The 15,347-nt window shown below is 70.9% G+C and carries 9 protein-coding genes; 2 read left to right on the top strand and 7 right to left on the bottom strand.

Features of this window, described 5'->3' with window-relative positions:
- The first annotated feature begins 2 nt into the window (after positions 1-2).
- Positions 3-1,427 carry a glucuronate isomerase gene (gene uxaC / locus ABQJ54_RS08595; protein ID WP_367853881.1) on the top strand — a complete coding sequence of 475 codons (1,425 nt, stop codon included), beginning with the start codon at positions 3-5 and terminating at the stop codon, positions 1,425-1,427.
- A gap of 80 nt (positions 1,428-1,507) precedes the next feature.
- On the opposite strand, the gene ABQJ54_RS08590 is transcribed toward uxaC, so the two are convergent.
- The 6 genes from ABQJ54_RS08590 to ABQJ54_RS08565 all read right to left on the bottom strand — a co-directional run bounded on the left by ABQJ54_RS08590 (position 1,508) and on the right by ABQJ54_RS08565 (position 12,379).
- The gene (locus tag ABQJ54_RS08590; protein WP_367853880.1) at positions 1,508-2,986 is read right to left on the bottom strand and encodes a mannitol dehydrogenase family protein; all 1,479 of its coding nucleotides are present in this window, start codon (positions 2,984-2,986) and stop codon (positions 1,508-1,510) included.
- Positions 2,986-4,032, bottom strand: a complete 1,047-nt coding sequence (locus tag ABQJ54_RS08585; RefSeq protein WP_367853879.1) for a PfkB family carbohydrate kinase — start codon at positions 4,030-4,032, stop codon at positions 2,986-2,988. The genes ABQJ54_RS08590 and ABQJ54_RS08585 overlap by 1 nt, the downstream gene beginning before the upstream one ends.
- Positions 4,033-4,235: 203 nt before the next feature.
- Positions 4,236-6,926, bottom strand: a complete 2,691-nt coding sequence (locus ABQJ54_RS08580; protein ID WP_367853878.1) for a glycoside hydrolase family 3 C-terminal domain-containing protein — start codon at positions 6,924-6,926, stop codon at positions 4,236-4,238.
- 2 nt (positions 6,927-6,928) lie between these two features.
- The gene (gene manD / locus ABQJ54_RS08575) at positions 6,929-8,182 is read right to left on the bottom strand and encodes a D-mannonate dehydratase ManD (RefSeq protein WP_367853877.1); all 1,254 of its coding nucleotides are present in this window, start codon (positions 8,180-8,182) and stop codon (positions 6,929-6,931) included.
- A gap of 1 nt (position 8,183) precedes the next feature.
- The gene (locus ABQJ54_RS08570; RefSeq protein ID WP_367853876.1) at positions 8,184-10,187 is read right to left on the bottom strand and encodes a sialate O-acetylesterase; all 2,004 of its coding nucleotides are present in this window, start codon (positions 10,185-10,187) and stop codon (positions 8,184-8,186) included.
- Positions 10,181-12,379, bottom strand: coding sequence for an alpha-glucuronidase family glycosyl hydrolase (locus ABQJ54_RS08565; protein ID WP_437343332.1), 2,199 nt, complete (start codon positions 12,377-12,379; stop codon positions 10,181-10,183). Before ABQJ54_RS08565 ends, ABQJ54_RS08570 begins: the two co-directional genes overlap by 7 nt.
- 193 nt (positions 12,380-12,572) lie before the next feature.
- Here ABQJ54_RS08565 and ABQJ54_RS08560 point away from each other — a divergent pair, with 193 nt between their 5' ends.
- Complete coding sequence (locus ABQJ54_RS08560; RefSeq protein ID WP_367853875.1) at positions 12,573-13,610, top strand: LacI family DNA-binding transcriptional regulator; 1,038 nt, start codon at positions 12,573-12,575, stop codon at positions 13,608-13,610.
- 70 nt (positions 13,611-13,680) lie between these two features.
- Here ABQJ54_RS08560 and ABQJ54_RS08555 read toward each other — a convergent pair whose 3' ends face one another.
- Positions 13,681-15,135, bottom strand: coding sequence for a sugar porter family MFS transporter (locus ABQJ54_RS08555; protein WP_367853874.1), 1,455 nt, complete (start codon positions 15,133-15,135; stop codon positions 13,681-13,683).
- Between the last annotated feature and the right edge of the window lie 212 nt (positions 15,136-15,347).

Genomic DNA, 15,347 nt, shown 5'->3' with positions numbered 1-15,347 from the left:
GCATGAACACCCCCGCCCATCCGCTGCACCTGCACGAAGACCGCCTGTTCGCGGCCGAGCCCACCCAGCGCGCGATCGCGCGCCGGCTGTACGCCGAGGTCGCGCGCCTGCCGATCATCAGCCCGCACGGCCATACCGATCCGGCGTGGTTCGCCGACAACAAGCCGTTCGCGAACGCCACCGAACTGTTGCTGGTGCCCGACCACTACGTGTTCCGCATGCTCTACAGCCAGGGCGTGCCGCTGGATGCGCTGGGCATCCCGCGCCGCGACGGTTCGCGCGCGGTGGTCGACCCGCGCGAGGCCTGGCGGATGTTCGCGCGGCACTTCCGGCTGTTCCGCGGCACGCCGTCGTCGCTGTGGCTGAACCACGTGTTCCACGAAGTGTTCGGGCTGCGCGTGCGGTTGGAGGAGGCCACGGCGGACCTCTATTACGACACCATCACCGCGGCGCTGGCCACGCCGGCGTTCCTCCCACGCGCGCTGTTCGAGCGCTTCGGCATCGAAGTGCTCGCCACCACCGAATCGCCGCTCGATCCGCTCGATCATCATGCGGCGATCCGCGCCAGCGGCTGGCCGGGGCGCGTCATCACCGCCTACCGGCCCGACCCGGTGATCGATCCGGAACACGAGCAGTTCCCCGACGCGTTGCGGCGCTTCGGCGAACTCACCGGCGAGGACGTGTACGGCTGGGACGGCTACCTCGCCGCGCACCGCCAGCGCCGCGCCTTCTTCGCGCGGATGGGCGCCACCTCGACCGACCACGGCCACCCCAGCGCGGCCACCGCCGACCTGTCGCCCGCCGAGGCGCGCCGGCTGTTCGACACGGTGGCGCACGGCCGCGCCAGCGCCGCGGACGCCGAACTGTTCCGCGCGCAGATGCTCACCGAGATGGCGGCGATGAGCCTGGACGACGGCCTGGTGATGCAGCTCCACCCCGGCTGCTTCCGCAACCACAACGCCGGGCTGTTCGCGCGCTACGGCCGCGACAAGGGCGCCGACCTGCCGCTGCGCACCGACTACGTCAACGCGCTGAAGCCGCTGCTGGACCGCTACGGCAACGAGCCGCGCTTCCAGCTGATCCTGTTCACCCTGGACGAGAGCAGCTACAGCCGCGAGCTGGCGCCGCTGGCCGGTCACTATCCCTGCCTGTACCTCGGCCCGGCCTGGTGGTTCCACGACGCGCCGGAAGGCATGTGGCGCTTCCGCGAGCAGACCCTGGCAAGCGGCGGTTTCTACAACACCGTGGGCTTCAACGACGACACCCGCGCCTTCCTGTCGATCCCCGCCCGCCACGACGTGGCGCGCCGCGTGGACTGCGCCTTCCTCGCCAGACTGGTAGCCGAGCATCGCCTGGACGAGGACGAGGCGGCGGAAGTCGCCATCGACCTCGCCTACAAGCTGCCGAAACGGGCCTACAAGCTCTGACCGGCGTCCCCGTTGGAGCGCACTCTGCGCGCGAATGCTTTTGCTCCGATCGGCGCCAGAAGTTCGCGCACAGGATGCTCCTACAGCGCCAATGTGCGACGCACCGCGGCGGAACCCGCGTCGCCGAGCGCGGCATAGGCGGCCTGCAATGCCGCCACGAAACGCGCGTCGCCCGACCACGGCGCGAACACCGCGTCGAGCGCGAGGAACGCGGCCACGTCGGCCGCGGCCTCACCACGGCACGCCCGGCCGATCGCCGCGAGCGGCCCGGCCAGCGGGTCGACCAGGGCCACGCCACGCTGCGCCTGTCGCCGCACGAAGTGCATCCATCCGGCGACGGCGAGGCAGAGCGGCGCCACGTCGCGGCCTTGCGCCAGCGCGTCGGCGATCGTGCCAAACAGCCGCACCGGCAGTTTCTGCGAGCCGTCCCAGGCGATCTGCGCCAGCCGGTGGCGGATCGCCGGGTTGCGGAAACGCGCAAGGATGGCGTCGATGTAGGTGCCGGCATCCAGGCCATCCGGTAGCGCGGTGGCCGGCGCGATGGATGCGCGCATCAGCCGCTCGACGAAGGCCGCCAGCGACGGTTCGGCCATCGCGTCGGCTACCGTCTCCAGCTCCAGCAGCGAGCCCAGGTAGGCCAGCGTGGAATGCGCGCCGTTGAGCAGGCGCAGCTTGGCACGGTCGTAGCCGGCGATGTCGCGGCTCAGCGTGACGCCGACGCGCTCGAACGGCGGCCGCGCGTTGCAGAAGCGGTCCTCGATCACCCACTGCGCATAGGGTTCGCGCTGCACCGGCCAGGCATCCGTGCAGCCCAGCTCGCCGTCGACGCGCGCGCGCAGCGCGTCGTCGCTGGCGGGGGTGATGCTGTCCACCATCGAGCACGGGAAGGCCACCGCGTCGGCGATCCACGCGGCCAGCGCGGAATCGATCCGCTGCGCGAACTGCAGCACGCCGCAGCGCAGGCGCCGGCCGTTGCCGGCGAGGTTGTCGCAGCTCAGCACCGTGTACGGCGCGATGCCCCGCCGCCAGCGCGCGGCTAGGCCGGCGACCAGGTAGCCGACCGCGCTGCGCGGCGTCGCCGGCGCGGCGAGGTCGTGGACGATCTCCGGGTGGGCAAGGTCGAGGCCCTCGCCCGCCAGCGCATAACCCTTCTCGGTCACCGTCAGCGTGACCAGCCGCACCGCCGGATCGGCCAGCCGCGCCAGCACGGCGTCGGGTTCCTCGGGAGCGCACAGCAGTTCGCGGATCGCGCCGATCACGCGCAGGCCGCCCGCTTCGCCGAGCAGGGCCAGGGTATAGAGCCCGCCCTGCGGCCGCAGCGCGTCGCGCACCTCGGCGCTATGCAGCGAGACGGCGCAGATCGCCCAGTCGGGATCCCCGGCCAGCAATTCGTCGACGTAGGCTGCCTGGTGCGCGCGGTGGAATGCGCCGGGGCCGAAGTGCACGATGCCGATACGCACATCGTCCAACGCATAGCGCGGGTGCGCGACGGCGGCCGGCAACGCGAGCAACGACGCCGGCGACAAGCGTTGTTCGCGACGGGTGGACAGGGTCGCCATCAGCGCCGCACCTCGAAGCCGCCGCCCGCGAGCAGGGCCAGCATGTCGGCCTCGCCCAGCAGGTTCGCGTCGCCGGGCACCGAGTGCTTCAGGCAGGCCGCCGCCAGCGCGAAATCCAGCGCGGCCGCGTCGGCCATGCCGCGCAGCAGGCCGTGCAGCAGTCCCGCGGCGAAGGCATCGCCGCTGCCGATGCGGTCGACGATACCGGCCAGGCCGCGCGGCACGGTGGCCAGCGTGCGCCCGCGCCGTGCCAGCCGGCCGAGCAGCGCCTGCTCGTCCACGCTGTGCTGCTCGCGTTCGGTGGTGGCCAGGCACTGCAGCTTCGGCCATGCCGCGAAGGCGGCCGCGGCAGCGTGGCCGAAGCGTTCGCCCGCCGGCACCGCGGCAAAGTCCTCGCCGAGGATCAGCGCGATGTCGCGCTCGCCGCCGAACACCAGCTCGGCGCCGGCCACGATCTCGCGCAGTAGCGCGGGCGCCTGCGCGGCGCGCGCGCCCCACAGCTTGCCACGGTAATTGCAATCGAATGACACCCGCACGCCGGCCGCGTGCGCGGCCCGCACCGCCTCCAGCGCGGCTTGCGCCGTGGCTTCGCCCAGCGCGAGGTTGATCCCGGACAGGTGCAGCCATTGCGCGCCCGCGAGCAGGCGCGGCCAGTCCCAGGCCGCGGCCGGGCTGCGCGCGAACACCGATTCCGCGCGGTCGTAGATCACTTCGGCAGGCCGCTGCATCGCGCCGGGCGCGAGGTAGTACAGGCCCATGCGGCCTTCCGCATGGCGCAGGCCGGCGGTGTCCACGCCATGCCGGCGCAACTCGCCGGCGCAGGCGCGGCCGATGGCATGGTCGGGCAGCGCGCTGACCATCGCGCTGGCGTGGCCGAGGATGGCCAGCGAGACGGCCACGTTCGCCTCCGCGCCGCCGAAGCGCGCCTCGAAGCGCGGCGACTGCAGCGGCAACTCATGTCCCGGCGGCGACAGCCGCAGCAGCAATTCGCCGAAGCAGACGATGCGGGCCTTGCCAGGCCCGGTTTGTGGATCGTGCGACATCATGGTTTCTCGTCACTCATGGAAAGCCGGTGGTGCGGTGCGCGCGTGCTTGCGAAGCCCCTCTCCCTCCGGGAGAGGGGTTGGGGTGAGGGTTCGGCAACGCCGCCACGCTTCGCTCCGAACGTACCCTCTCCCGGCTGTCGCCACCCTCTCCCGGAGGGAGAGGGGTTCACTGAGCAACGTTCGCGCAAGCCGTCCACGGTCTCTCAGCGCTGCACGGTGAAATCGCGGGTGAGGCGGATGTCGGCGCTGGAGGCGCCCACCTGCACCTGGTAGCGACCGGACTCGACGGCCCAGGCATGCCGCGCCACATCGTAGTAGTGCAGGTCGCGGCTCGGCACGAGGTCGAAGCTGACGCTGCGTTCCTCGCCGGGTTCGAGGTGGATGCGCTGGAAGCCGCGCAGCGACTTGATCGCGCGCATCCGCGGCGCCTGCAGCGGACGCAGGTAGAGCTGCACCACTTCGTCGCCTGCGCGCTGGCCGCTGTTCTTCACCTTGAGGGTGACCCGCAGGTGCCCGTCCGCACCCAGCGCGTCGTGGTCGAGTTGCAGGTTGGCGTAATCGAAGCGCGTGTACGACAGGCCGTAACCAAACGGGTACAGCGGCTCGCCCTTGAAGTAACGGTAGGTGCGGCCCTGCATGGCGTAGTCGTCGAATGGCGGCAGTTGCGCCACGCTCTTGTAGAAGGTGACTGGCAGCCGGCCCGCGGGGTTCGCGTCGCCGAACAGCGTGTCGGCCACCGCACTGCCGCCGCGCTGGCCCGGATACCAGGCCAGCAGGATCGCCGGCAGGTGCTGCTGCGCCCAGTCGATCGCCAGCGCCGAGCCGGTGGTCAGCACCAGCACCACGGGCTTGCCGGTGGCCTGCAGGGCCTTCAGCAGTTTCAGCTGGGTCGCCGGCAGCGCCAGCGTGGTGCGGTCGCCGCCGGCGAAGCCCGGGTAGTCGACCGGCATCTCCTCGCCTTCCAGGTCGCTGGTGAGGCCACCGGCGAAGACCACCACGTCGGCCTGCCGCGCCGCGTCCAGCGCCGCCTCGAACGGCGGCTTCGCGCCGGGCATGCGCCAGGCCAGCCGCATACTGGCGTTGTGCGCGGCGCGCACGTAGTCGAGGCGGATCGCGTAGGCCTTGCCGGCCTTCAGGTCGACGAAGGCGCCCTGTCCGCGCTGCTTCGACCTGGCATCCCAGCGGTCCAGCAACAGGCGGCCGTCGAGGTAGAGGCGGAAGCCGCTGTCGGCGGCGGCGACCAGCTCGTAGCGGCCCGACACCGGCGGCACCAGTTCGCCACTCCAGCGCACGGCGAACTGGTTGTTATCCAGTGCCTGCGCGTCGGGCAGCTTGCCGCTGGCGACCAGCGCGTCGGTGGGGCTGCCGTGGATGAAGTGGAAGCCGACCTGCGGGTCGATGCGCGTCATCACCGGCGGCGCCGCGAAGTCGGCGCTGCGGAAGTACTCGCCCTTGAGGCCGTGCTCGCCCGAGCCCGGCGCCGGACGCAGCCAGGCGCTGTCGATCACGCTGCCCACGTCCGGGCCGTCGAAACCCTGCACCAGTTCCGCGCCCTGCACGTAGCTGACCTGCGCGTGCGGCGCCGCCGCGCGGATGCCCTGCAGGATGGTCACCGGCGCCCTGGGCGTGCCGTGGTAGTCGCCCACCAGCGCCTGCACGCTGTCGGCGGTGGGGCCGATCACCGCGATGCGCCGCAGGTCGCGCGACAACGGCAGCACGCCGTCGTTCTTCAGCAGCACCATCGACTCCTGCGCGGCGCGGCGCGCCAGCGCGTCGTGCTGCGGCGAGCGGATGGTCGAGAGCGGCAGCGTCGACCACGGCACGCGCGCGGGCGGGTCGAACATGCCGAGGCGGAAGCGGGCCAGCATCAGCCGCGTCACCGCAGTGTCGATCGTGTGCTCGCTGACCAGGCCGTCGTGCACGGCCTTGACCAGCGTGGCGTAGGTGGTCCCGCAGTTGAGGTCGTCGCCGTGGTTCACCGCCAGCGCGGCCGCCTGCTCGGCGGTAGCTACCACCTTGTGGAACATGTAGATGTCGGCCACCGCGTCGCAGTCGGAGACCACGTAGCCCTGGAAGCCCCAGTCCTTGCGCAAGGTGTCCTCAAGCAGGCGCTGGCTGGCGGTGGCGGGCACGCCGTCCACGCGGTTGTAGGCGCCCATCACCGCATCCACCCCGCCCTGCTGCACCACCGCCTTGAAGGCCGGCAGGTAGGTCTCGTACAGGTCGCGCTCATCGGGATGCACGTCGAAGCGGTGGCGCTCGGGCTCCGGCCCGCTGTGCACGGCGAAATGCTTGGCGGTCGCGTCGAGCTTGCGGTACTTGTCCGGATTGCGCGGATCCGCCAGCGAATCCGCGGCCTGGTCGTCGCCCTGCAGGCCGCGCACGAAGGCCACGCCCATGCGCGAAGTCAGGTAGGGATCCTCGCCGTAGGTTTCCTGTCCGCGGCCCCAGCGCGGGTCGCGGAAGATGTTGATGTTGGGCGACCAGAACGTCAGGCCCTCGTAGCGGCCGCGCATGCCGCGCCGCTGGAAGTCGTCGTACTTGGCGCGCGCCTCGTCGCTGATCGCGCTGGCCTCCTGGTGCAGGAGACCGGGATCGAAGGTGGCGGCCAGCCCGATCGACTGCGGGAACACGGTGGCCTCGCCGGCGCGCGCCACGCCGTGCAGCGCCTCGCTCCACCAGTCGTAGGCCGGCACGCCCAGGCGCGGGATCGCGGGTGCGCTGTTCTGCATCTGCGCGACCTTTTCCGGCAGCGTCATCTGCGCCACCAGGTCGGCTGCGCGCTGCCCGAAGCTGCGCGAGGTGTCCTGGTAGACCGGCGTCTGCGTCGATGCCGACGCCACGGCGGCGAATGCCGACGCGGCGAGAAATGTTGCAATGCGTGGTTTTCTCATCGTCACCAGTTCCACATCGCGCCGTCTTCCAGCCGTGCGACGGGCAACTGTTTCGGCGCGTACGGGTACTTCGCGGCGAGCTTCTCGTCGATCGTCACGCCATGCCCCGGCGTGTCGCCCACGTGCAGGCGGCCGTCGCGGAACGCGTAGTCGTGCGGGAACACCGCGTTGGCTTCGTCGGAATGGAACATGTATTCCTGGATGCCGAAGTTGGGCACCCAGGCGTCGAAGTGCAGCGCCGCGCCCATCGTCACCGGCGACAGGTCGGTGGCGCCGTGGAAGCCGGTGCGCACCTGGTACAGCGCGGCGAAGTCGGCCAGCCGGCGCATCGCGGTGATGCCGCCGCCATGCACGATCGTGGTGCGGATGTAGTCGATCAGCTGCTGCTCGATCAGGTGCTTGCAGTCCCAGATCGAATTGAACACCTCGCCCACCGCCAGCGGCGTCACCGAATGCCGGCGGATCAATTCGAACGAGGCCTGGTTCTCCGCCGGCGTGGCGTCCTCCAGCCAGAACAGGCGGTAGGGCTCCAGGCTGCGCGCCAGCCGCGCGGCCTCGATCGGGGTGAGCCGGTGGTGCGCGTCGTGCAGCAGCTCGACGCCGTCGCCGTGGTCGGCGCGCAGGCGCTCGAACAGCCGCGGCACCACGTCGAGGTAACGCGGCGTGGACCACGTCGTCTCCAGCGGCAGCTCGCTCTCGGCCGGTTCGTAGGGCTTGCCCTTGGCGGACAGGCCGTAGGGCTTCTTGATGCCCGGTACGCCGCACTGCGCGCGCACGGCAAGGAAACCCTGCTCGACGAACTTGCCCACCTCGTCGCTGGCCTCCTCGATGTCGCGGCCGTTGGCGTGCGCGTACACCAGCGCGCCCTCGCGCGAACGGCCGCCCAGCAGCTGGCAGAGCGGCAGGCCGGCCAGCTTGCCGAGGATGTCCCACAGCGCCACGTCCACCGCGGCGATCGCGCTCATCGTCACCGGGCCGCGCCGCCAGTAGGCGCCGCGGTAGAGGAACTGCCAGAGGTCCTCGATGCGGCCGGCGTCGCGGCCGATCAGGTTGGGCACCACGTGGTCCTGCAGGTAGGACGCCACCGCCAGCTCGCGACCGTTCAGGGTGGCGTCGCCGAGGCCGCTGATGCCGCTGCGCGTCTCGATCTTCAGGGTGACGAAGTTGCGTCCCGGGCTGGTGACGATGACGCGCGCCGCGACGATCTCGCGGTCGCGCGCCGAGCCGTGGGCGGAGGTTTCGGAAGCGGTGTGCATGTCAGTGCCGGCTCGCAGGGGAAGTGACGGGAATCTCGAACGGCCCTGCGGGCAGGCCCGCCTGGTCGTAGAGCGTGCAGATCGGGCTGTCGGCCCAGCAGTAGCGCACGCGCGTGATCGTGTCCGCCGGAGTCGGCACGTGCAACGTGACCTGGTCGCCGCGCATGCCGGCGACGGCGTAATGGCAGGAGCCGGGCTGCGCGCCGCACAGTTCGAAGCCGGTGGGGTGGTCGGTGCTGTAGGCGACCAGCTTGCCGGTGACGTCGCCGAAATCCAGCGTGACCGCGTCGCCGTCGCGCGTGGCCGAGCGCACGGCCGGACCGGATGGCGGCAATGCCTTGACGCCGTAGATCACATGGCGCGCCACCCGCGCCAGCCGGTGCCCCAGCTCCTGCTTGTTGGCGGGGTGGATGTCGTAGCGTTCGCCGATATCCACCGCGACGGCCAGGCCCGAGTGCGGATCCTCCGCGGCGACCCGGCGCTGGATGTCGCGCACGTCGGCCCAGCCGCTTTCGCCGGGTTGGGTGGGCGAGGGGCCGTAGCTGGAGAGCTGCACGATCAGCATCGGCAGCGCCATACCGAAGCGCGCACGGAAATCGTCGCGCAGGCCCTCCAGCAGGGCACGGTAGTTGCCCGGGTCGCCGGTGTTGGATTCGCCCTGATACCACAGCAGGCCGCGGAAGCCGTAGTGGCCGAGCGGCGCGATCATGCCGTTGTAGAGCGTGCTGAGGCCGGAGGTGGACTGCCACGGCAAGTCCGGCGGTGCGCCGTACGACGAAGGCACCACCTGGTACTGCCAGTCCTGCAACGGGATGGACGTGCCATCCGCCAGCTTCAGCGCGCGGCTGGACGCCGGGCCTTGCAGGCCGTCGTCGCGATAGGTGCCGAGCACGTTCAGCGCGATCAGGTTCACGCCTTCGTGCAACACGCCGGCCGGTATCTTGTAATGGCGCTGCACGCTGCCGTAGGCGGTGCCGACCCAGTGTCCGTTGACCCAGGTCTGGTCGATCTCGTTGGCGAGCAGGTCCAGCACGGCGCCCTGCGCGGCCTGCGCCTTGTCCAGCTTTACCGTGGTGCGGTACCACAGCATGCCGGTGAAATCGGCCAGCGCGGGCATGCCCCAGTGCTGCCAGGCGCCGCGCTCCAGCGGCGCGCGCTGCCAGCCCGGTTCGCCCAGGCTCGCCGTGTTCCACGGAGCATTGGCGGGCGTGGCGCCGGGGCGCGACAGCCACCAGGCCTTCCACTCGCGGTCCCATTGCTGCTCGGCACGCGGTCGGTCCTTGGCGTAGAGCGCGAGCAGATCCAGCCCCTGGTCGTAGCCGCCGACCTTGCGCAGCGCCTGCGCGCTCATCCACGGCTCGATGCGCGAACCGCCCCAGGCGGCCACCACCATGCCCATCGGCACCGGCACCTTCTTCTGCAGCTCGCGCGCGTAGTAGTAGCAGGTGGCGGAGAAATTCGGCACGTTGGCCGGCGTGGTCGGCAGCCAGTGGTCCGTGCGCGGGATTTCCTCCTGCGGAGTGACGCTGGCGGTGTCGTCCACGGTGAGCATGCGCAGGCGGTCGTTCGATGCATCCCGGGTCTCGGAATCCAGATCCAGCGTGCGCCTCACCTGCAGCACCATGTTGGACTGGCCCGAGCACAGCCACACGTCGCCGACCAGCAGGTCGCTGATCGTCTGCGTGGCGCCGTCCGCGCTGCTCACGGTGAGCGTGTACGGGCCGCCCGCGGGCAGGGCGGGCAACGCGACCTGCCAGTGCCCGTCGGCATCGGCGCGACCATGCACGGTATGGCCGGCGAAGCTCACCGTCAGCGCCACGCCGGGTTTCGCCTGGCCCCAGACCGGATCGGCGCGGTCGCGCTGCAGCACGGCGTGATCCTGGAACAGCGGGTTGAGCAGCACGGCGTCCGCGGCGTGCGCCGCGCCTGTGCCCAGGCACAGCAGCACCGCCGTGGCGGCGAGCATGCGGGAGTGGAACCTCGTCGGCACTGCGTTGGTCACCATGCGGAATACCCCGGCACGTACTTGAAGGAAAGGGACTGGTAGTACTTCAGCGGATGCGCCGGCGGCGCGTAGCCGGCCGGCAGCGGCAGGCCGTTGATGCTCTGGAAATAGGCGATGCAGGCGTCGCGCCACCACTGCGCCTCGCGCTGCTGGATGGCGAGGAAGGTGGCCACCTGCCGGTAGCGTTCGTCATCGATGTGGCCCTTGAGGCCGGCCCAGGTTTCGCGCATTCGCGCAACGTCTTCGACGCCCTGCGTGTAATGCCGCACCAGCTCGTCCCACAGCGTGCGGCCGGAACGCATGCGGTAGCTCCACGGCACGTGGTGGAACCACAGCAGGTATTCGTCGGGGATCTGCCTGAGGCTGGCGAACTCGTTGGCGACCGGCGGCGCGTACTGGGCCACGGCGTCGCTGCCGCTGGCGGTGCGGTCGAAGCCGATGCCGCCCTTGTCGGCGCGATGGAAGTACACCGGCGTCCAGTCGGCGCGCGGGCCGCTGGCGTCCCACGGCTCCGGGCCGTAGTGGTGGCCGTGGCCCATCAGGTGGGCCAGGCCCAGCGGCGTCATGTAGTCCACCGCGGCCTCGCGCGAGCCCATCATCATGTCGACCACGGGGCGCACCACGGCCTCGTCGTTGCCGAAGGTCATGCGCGTCCATTCCTCGGCGATGGCGCGCGCGGACAGCGTGGGATCCCAGGCGAGGCGCCCGAACACGTACCAGTTGGCCTGGTTGAACACCGAGCCGCACCAGTCGCGGTCGGCGCCGATGTTCGCCACGCCGGCCATGCCGGTGAGCGCGTGGCCGTCCAGCGTGCCGTCGACCACCTTCGCCACGGTGGAGCCCTTGCCGTGCTCCATGGTGTCGGCGGCCAGCGCCTCCTGGTACAGCGGCCCGAGGTAGACCAGGTGGGTGGCGAAGCCCAGGTATTCCTTGGTGATCTGGAACTCCATCATCAACTGCGTCTTCGGCATCGCACCGAACAGCGGGTTGAACGGCTCGCGCGGCTGGAAGTCGAGCGGGCCGTTCTTCACCTGCAGCAGCACGTTGGCGGCGAACTTGCCGTCCAGCGGCTTGAACTCCCCGTACGCCTGCTTGATGCGGTCCTCGCCGGGCTTGTTCGCGTAGACGAAGGCGCGCCACATCACCACGCCGCCGTGCGGCGCCAGCGCGGCGGCAAGCATGTTGGCGCCGTCGGCGTGGCTGCGGTGGTAGTCCTGCGGGCCGGGCTGGCCCTCGGAATTGGCCTTGACCAGGAAACCGCCGAAGTCGGGGATCAGCCGGTAGATCTCGTCGGCCTTCCCGCGCCACCAGCGTTGCACCTGCGGATCCAGCGGATCGGCGGTCTTCAGGCCACCGACCTCGATCGGCGCGCTGAAGCGCACGCTGAGGTAGACACGGATGCCGTACGGGCGGAACACGCCGGCCAGCGCCGCCACCTTCTCCAGGTAGGCGTGGCTGAGGATCAGCGGATCGGCGTTGACGTTGTTGAGCACGGTGCCGTTGATGCCGATCGAGGCATTCGCGCGCGCGTAGTCGGTGTAGCGCGGCGGCAGGTAGTCCGGCAGCCTCCACCAGTCCCAGATCGAGGCGCCGGCGTAGCCGCGCTCGACGCTGCCGTCGAGGTTGTCCCAGTGGTCGAGCACGCGCAGCTGCACGCGCGGGCGCTCGCGCAGGTCGAGCCGGTCGATCGGTTGCCCGGTCTGCAGCCGGCGCAGCAGGCCGAACGCGCCGTACAGCACGCCGATATCGTCGTTGCCGGCGATCACCGTGGCCGGATGGCCGTCCAGCACCACGCTGCGGATCAGGTAGCCCTCGCGGCCGAGATCGTGCAGGTCCAGGTGCAGGCCTGCGACCAACGGCGACGAGGCCGGCGTGCCGACCACGATGGCGCCGTCGCGGCTCACCGCGTCGGCCGGCACCGGCGCGTGGCCCAGCAGGCCGCCCAGGCCACGCAGCAGCTCGGCGCGGGTGACCGCCTGGGTCGCGCTCGCCGTGCCCGCGACCAGCTGCGTGGCGTGCCCGCGCGCAGCGTCGGCCTGCGCGGCCGGCAGCGGACGATAGCGCAGCCACAGGTCATGGCCGTCCTCGGCGCGGGCGTGTCCCGCGCCCAAGCCGGCGACCAGCATCAACAGGCCGGCGAGCAACCGGCGCAAGCCCGTCGCCCGTCGCGCGGGTTCCGCGCGCAGGGCCATTCCGCCGGCACGACCTTCGTCGTCGCCCGCGCCTGTTACCGCTAACCTATGCCAAGATGCATGCATGTCCGATCCGTCGTCAGGATGGGTGTCGAGTGATGCGGCAAGCGCGCCGTGACCCCTGTCGCCGCGCGTCCGCTGGAGGGAAACGGCATTGAAGCAGGCAGGCAGGAAATCGGTTCGCCGCAAGGGCATGGCCGTCACCATCGACGAGGTGGCCGCGCACGCCAAGGTTTCGCCGATGACGGTGTCGCGCGTCGTCAACGGCCACAGCAAGGTACGTGAATCGACCCGCGAGCGGGTGATGGAGGCAGTACGCGCGATGGGCTACGTGCCGAACCGCGCGGCCAGCTCGCTGGCCGCCGCGCAGGACGCACGCGTCGCGCTGATCTACACCAACCCCAGCGCCGCCTACCTGCGCGAGCTGCTGCTGGGCGCGCTGCACGGCGCGGCGCGCACCGCGGCGCAGCTGGTGATCGACGACTGGGAGGGGTTCGACGCCGCCGCCGAACGCAAGGCCGCGCGCGCGCTGGCCAGGAGCGTGGGCGGCGTGATCCTGCCGCCGCCGCTGTGCGAATCCCGGGTGGTGATCGAGGAACTGACCCGCGCCGGCGTGCCGGTGGTGGCGATCGCTTCGGGCCACTTCAACCACGACATCTCCAGCGTGCGCATCGACGACTACCTGGCCAGCAAGGAGATCGTCGAGCACCTCGTCAAGGCGGGCCACACGCGCATCGCCTGCATCAAGGGCCACCCCAACCAGATGGCCAGCACGCGCCGCTTCGAGGGCTACCAGGCCGCGCTCAAGGAAGCCGGCATCGCGCCGGACGCGAACCTGGTGCAACAGGGCTACTTCACCTACCGCTCGGGACTGGATGCGGTGGAAAAGCTGCTGGCACTGCGCAAGCCGCCCACCGCGATCTTTGCCAGCAACGACGACATGGCCGCCGCGGCGATCTCGGTGGCGCACCGGCGCGGGCTGGAGGTGCCGCGCGACCTGTCCATCGTGGGCTTCGACGACACTTCGGCGGCGACCACCGTGTGGCCCGAACTCACCACCGTGCGCCAGCCGATCTCCAGCATGGCCGACTCGGCCATCGACATCCTGCTGCGCACGATCCGCCATCGGCCCAGCGATACCCGCGTGGTGGTCGACCACGTGGTGGCACACCAGCTGGTGCTGCGCGATTCGGTGGCGCCACCGGTCGACGGCGGCAAGTCGCGCGGCTGACACGAGGCAACGCTTCGCGCCAGCCGTCCGCAGCGAATGCCTTCCGGGGACAGGGCGACGACACATCGCCCTAGCCTTCCATCTGTTCCAGTTCCTTGCCGCGCGTCTCGCGCACGCAACGGAACACGAAGAGCACCGACAGCGCCGCCGCCGCCGCATACAGGCCGTAGGTGCCAGCCAGGCCGATGCCGGCGAGCAGCAGCGGGAAGCTCACGGTGATCGCGAAGTTCGACATCCACTGCGCTGCGCCCGCCACCGCAAGGCCCGAGCCACGGATCTGGTTCGGGAACATCTCGCCCAGCATCACCCACATCGCCGGCCCCCACGACATGTTGAAGAACACCACGTAGGCATTGGCGGCCACCAGCGCCAGCGTGCCGGCTGCGTGCGGCAGCACCAGGTGGCCACTGGCATCGAGCCCGGCGTGGGCGAAAGCCGCCGCGACCAGGGCCAGGGTGATCGTCATGCCGATCGAGCCGATCCACAGCAGCGGCTTGCGGCCGATGCGGTCGATCAGCGCGATGGCGACCAGGCAGGCACCGATGCTCAGCGCGCCGGACAGCACGTTGATCAGCAGCGCGTCGCTCTCGGAGAAGCCCACCGCCTGCCACAGCACCGCGCCGTAGTAGAACACCACGTTGATGCCGACCAGCTGCTGGAACGTGGCCAGCCCGATGCCCACCCACACGATCGGACGCACGCGGCCGCTGGCCTTGTCGAGCAGGTCCGACAGGCGCGGGCGATGGCGGTCGCCCGCCAGCGAAGCACCGATCTCGGCCAGCTTGCCGCGGGCCTCGCCCGCGCCGTACAACCGGCCCAGCACCGCCACGGCCTCGTCGTCGCGCCGCCTCAGCGCCAGGAAGCGCGGGCTCTCCGGGATGAACAGCAGCGAGCCCAGGAACAGCGACGCGGGCAATGCCTGCACCCAGAACATCCAGCGCCACGCATCCTGGCGCAGCCACAGCGTGCCGGTGGAAGCGCCGGCCGCCTGGGCCAGCAGGTAGTTGCTGAGGAAGGCGCAGAACAGGCCGCCGATGATCGCGATCTGCTGCACCGTGGCCAGCCGCCCGCGGTAGCGCGCCGGCGCCACCTCGGCGATGTAGGCCGGCGCGATGATGCTGGCGGCGCCGACGGCGAAGCCGCCGACGACCCGCGCGGCGATGAACCACCACGCCGCCTGCGCCGCCCCGGCGCCCAGCGCGGACAGCAGGAACAGCACGGCGGCGACGATCAGCACCGAGCGCCGCCCCCAGCGGTCGGCCACGCGCCCGGCGAAGAACGCGCCGATCGCGCAGCCCAGCAGCATCGAGGCCACCTCGAAGCCGGTCGCGCTGGCGCCGGACTGGAAGGCCTTCTTCAGTCCGTCGATGGTGCCGTTGATGACGCCGCTGTCGAAGCCGAACAGAAAGCCGCCCAGCGTGGCGACGCAACTGACCTGCACGATCAGCCGTGTGTTCTCCGTCCGCTGCGCGGGCGCGGCGCCTTCGAGCACGGTGCCCTGCGTGTCATAGGTATCTGCTGCCATGAGCCGGTTCCCCTCCCCTCGACCGGCTCAGCCGGCCTGTGATTTCCCAGTGTGCGCTGCGTCCCAACCACCGTTCGCCCTGAGCGTAGGCCCGCAGGGCCGGAGTCGAAGGGCACTGAGGGATGCTTCGACTTCCTCGCTCCCCAAAGCCGGTGCCATCCATGGCCCCTCTCCGCGTACACTTGCTCGCGCAAGCTGCGCTCAGCACGAAC

The organism is Rhodanobacter lycopersici (assembly GCF_040812335.1).
Lineage (GTDB): Bacteria > Pseudomonadota > Gammaproteobacteria > Xanthomonadales > Rhodanobacteraceae > Rhodanobacter_A > Rhodanobacter_A lycopersici.
The sequence above is the reverse complement of the archived record's forward strand: the minus strand, read 5'-3'. Positions and strand labels throughout refer to the sequence as shown.

Coding starts and splice junctions, on each gene's coding strand:
- uxaC (WP_367853881.1), top strand. CDS start 3: ATGAACACCCCCGCCCATCCGCTGCACCTGCACGAAGACCGCCTGTTC.
- ABQJ54_RS08590 (WP_367853880.1), bottom strand. CDS start 2,986: ATGGCGACCCTGTCCACCCGTCGCGAACAACGCTTGTCGCCGGCGTCG.
- ABQJ54_RS08585 (WP_367853879.1), bottom strand. CDS start 4,032: ATGATGTCGCACGATCCACAAACCGGGCCTGGCAAGGCCCGCATCGTC.
- ABQJ54_RS08580 (WP_367853878.1), bottom strand. CDS start 6,926: ATGAGAAAACCACGCATTGCAACATTTCTCGCCGCGTCGGCATTCGCC.
- manD (WP_367853877.1), bottom strand. CDS start 8,182: ATGCACACCGCTTCCGAAACCTCCGCCCACGGCTCGGCGCGCGACCGC.
- ABQJ54_RS08570 (WP_367853876.1), bottom strand. CDS start 10,187: ATGGTGACCAACGCAGTGCCGACGAGGTTCCACTCCCGCATGCTCGCC.
- ABQJ54_RS08565 (WP_437343332.1), bottom strand. CDS start 12,379: ATGGCCCTGCGCGCGGAACCCGCGCGACGGGCGACGGGCTTGCGCCGG.
- ABQJ54_RS08560 (WP_367853875.1), top strand. CDS start 12,573: ATGGCCGTCACCATCGACGAGGTGGCCGCGCACGCCAAGGTTTCGCCG.
- ABQJ54_RS08555 (WP_367853874.1), bottom strand. CDS start 15,135: ATGGCAGCAGATACCTATGACACGCAGGGCACCGTGCTCGAAGGCGCC.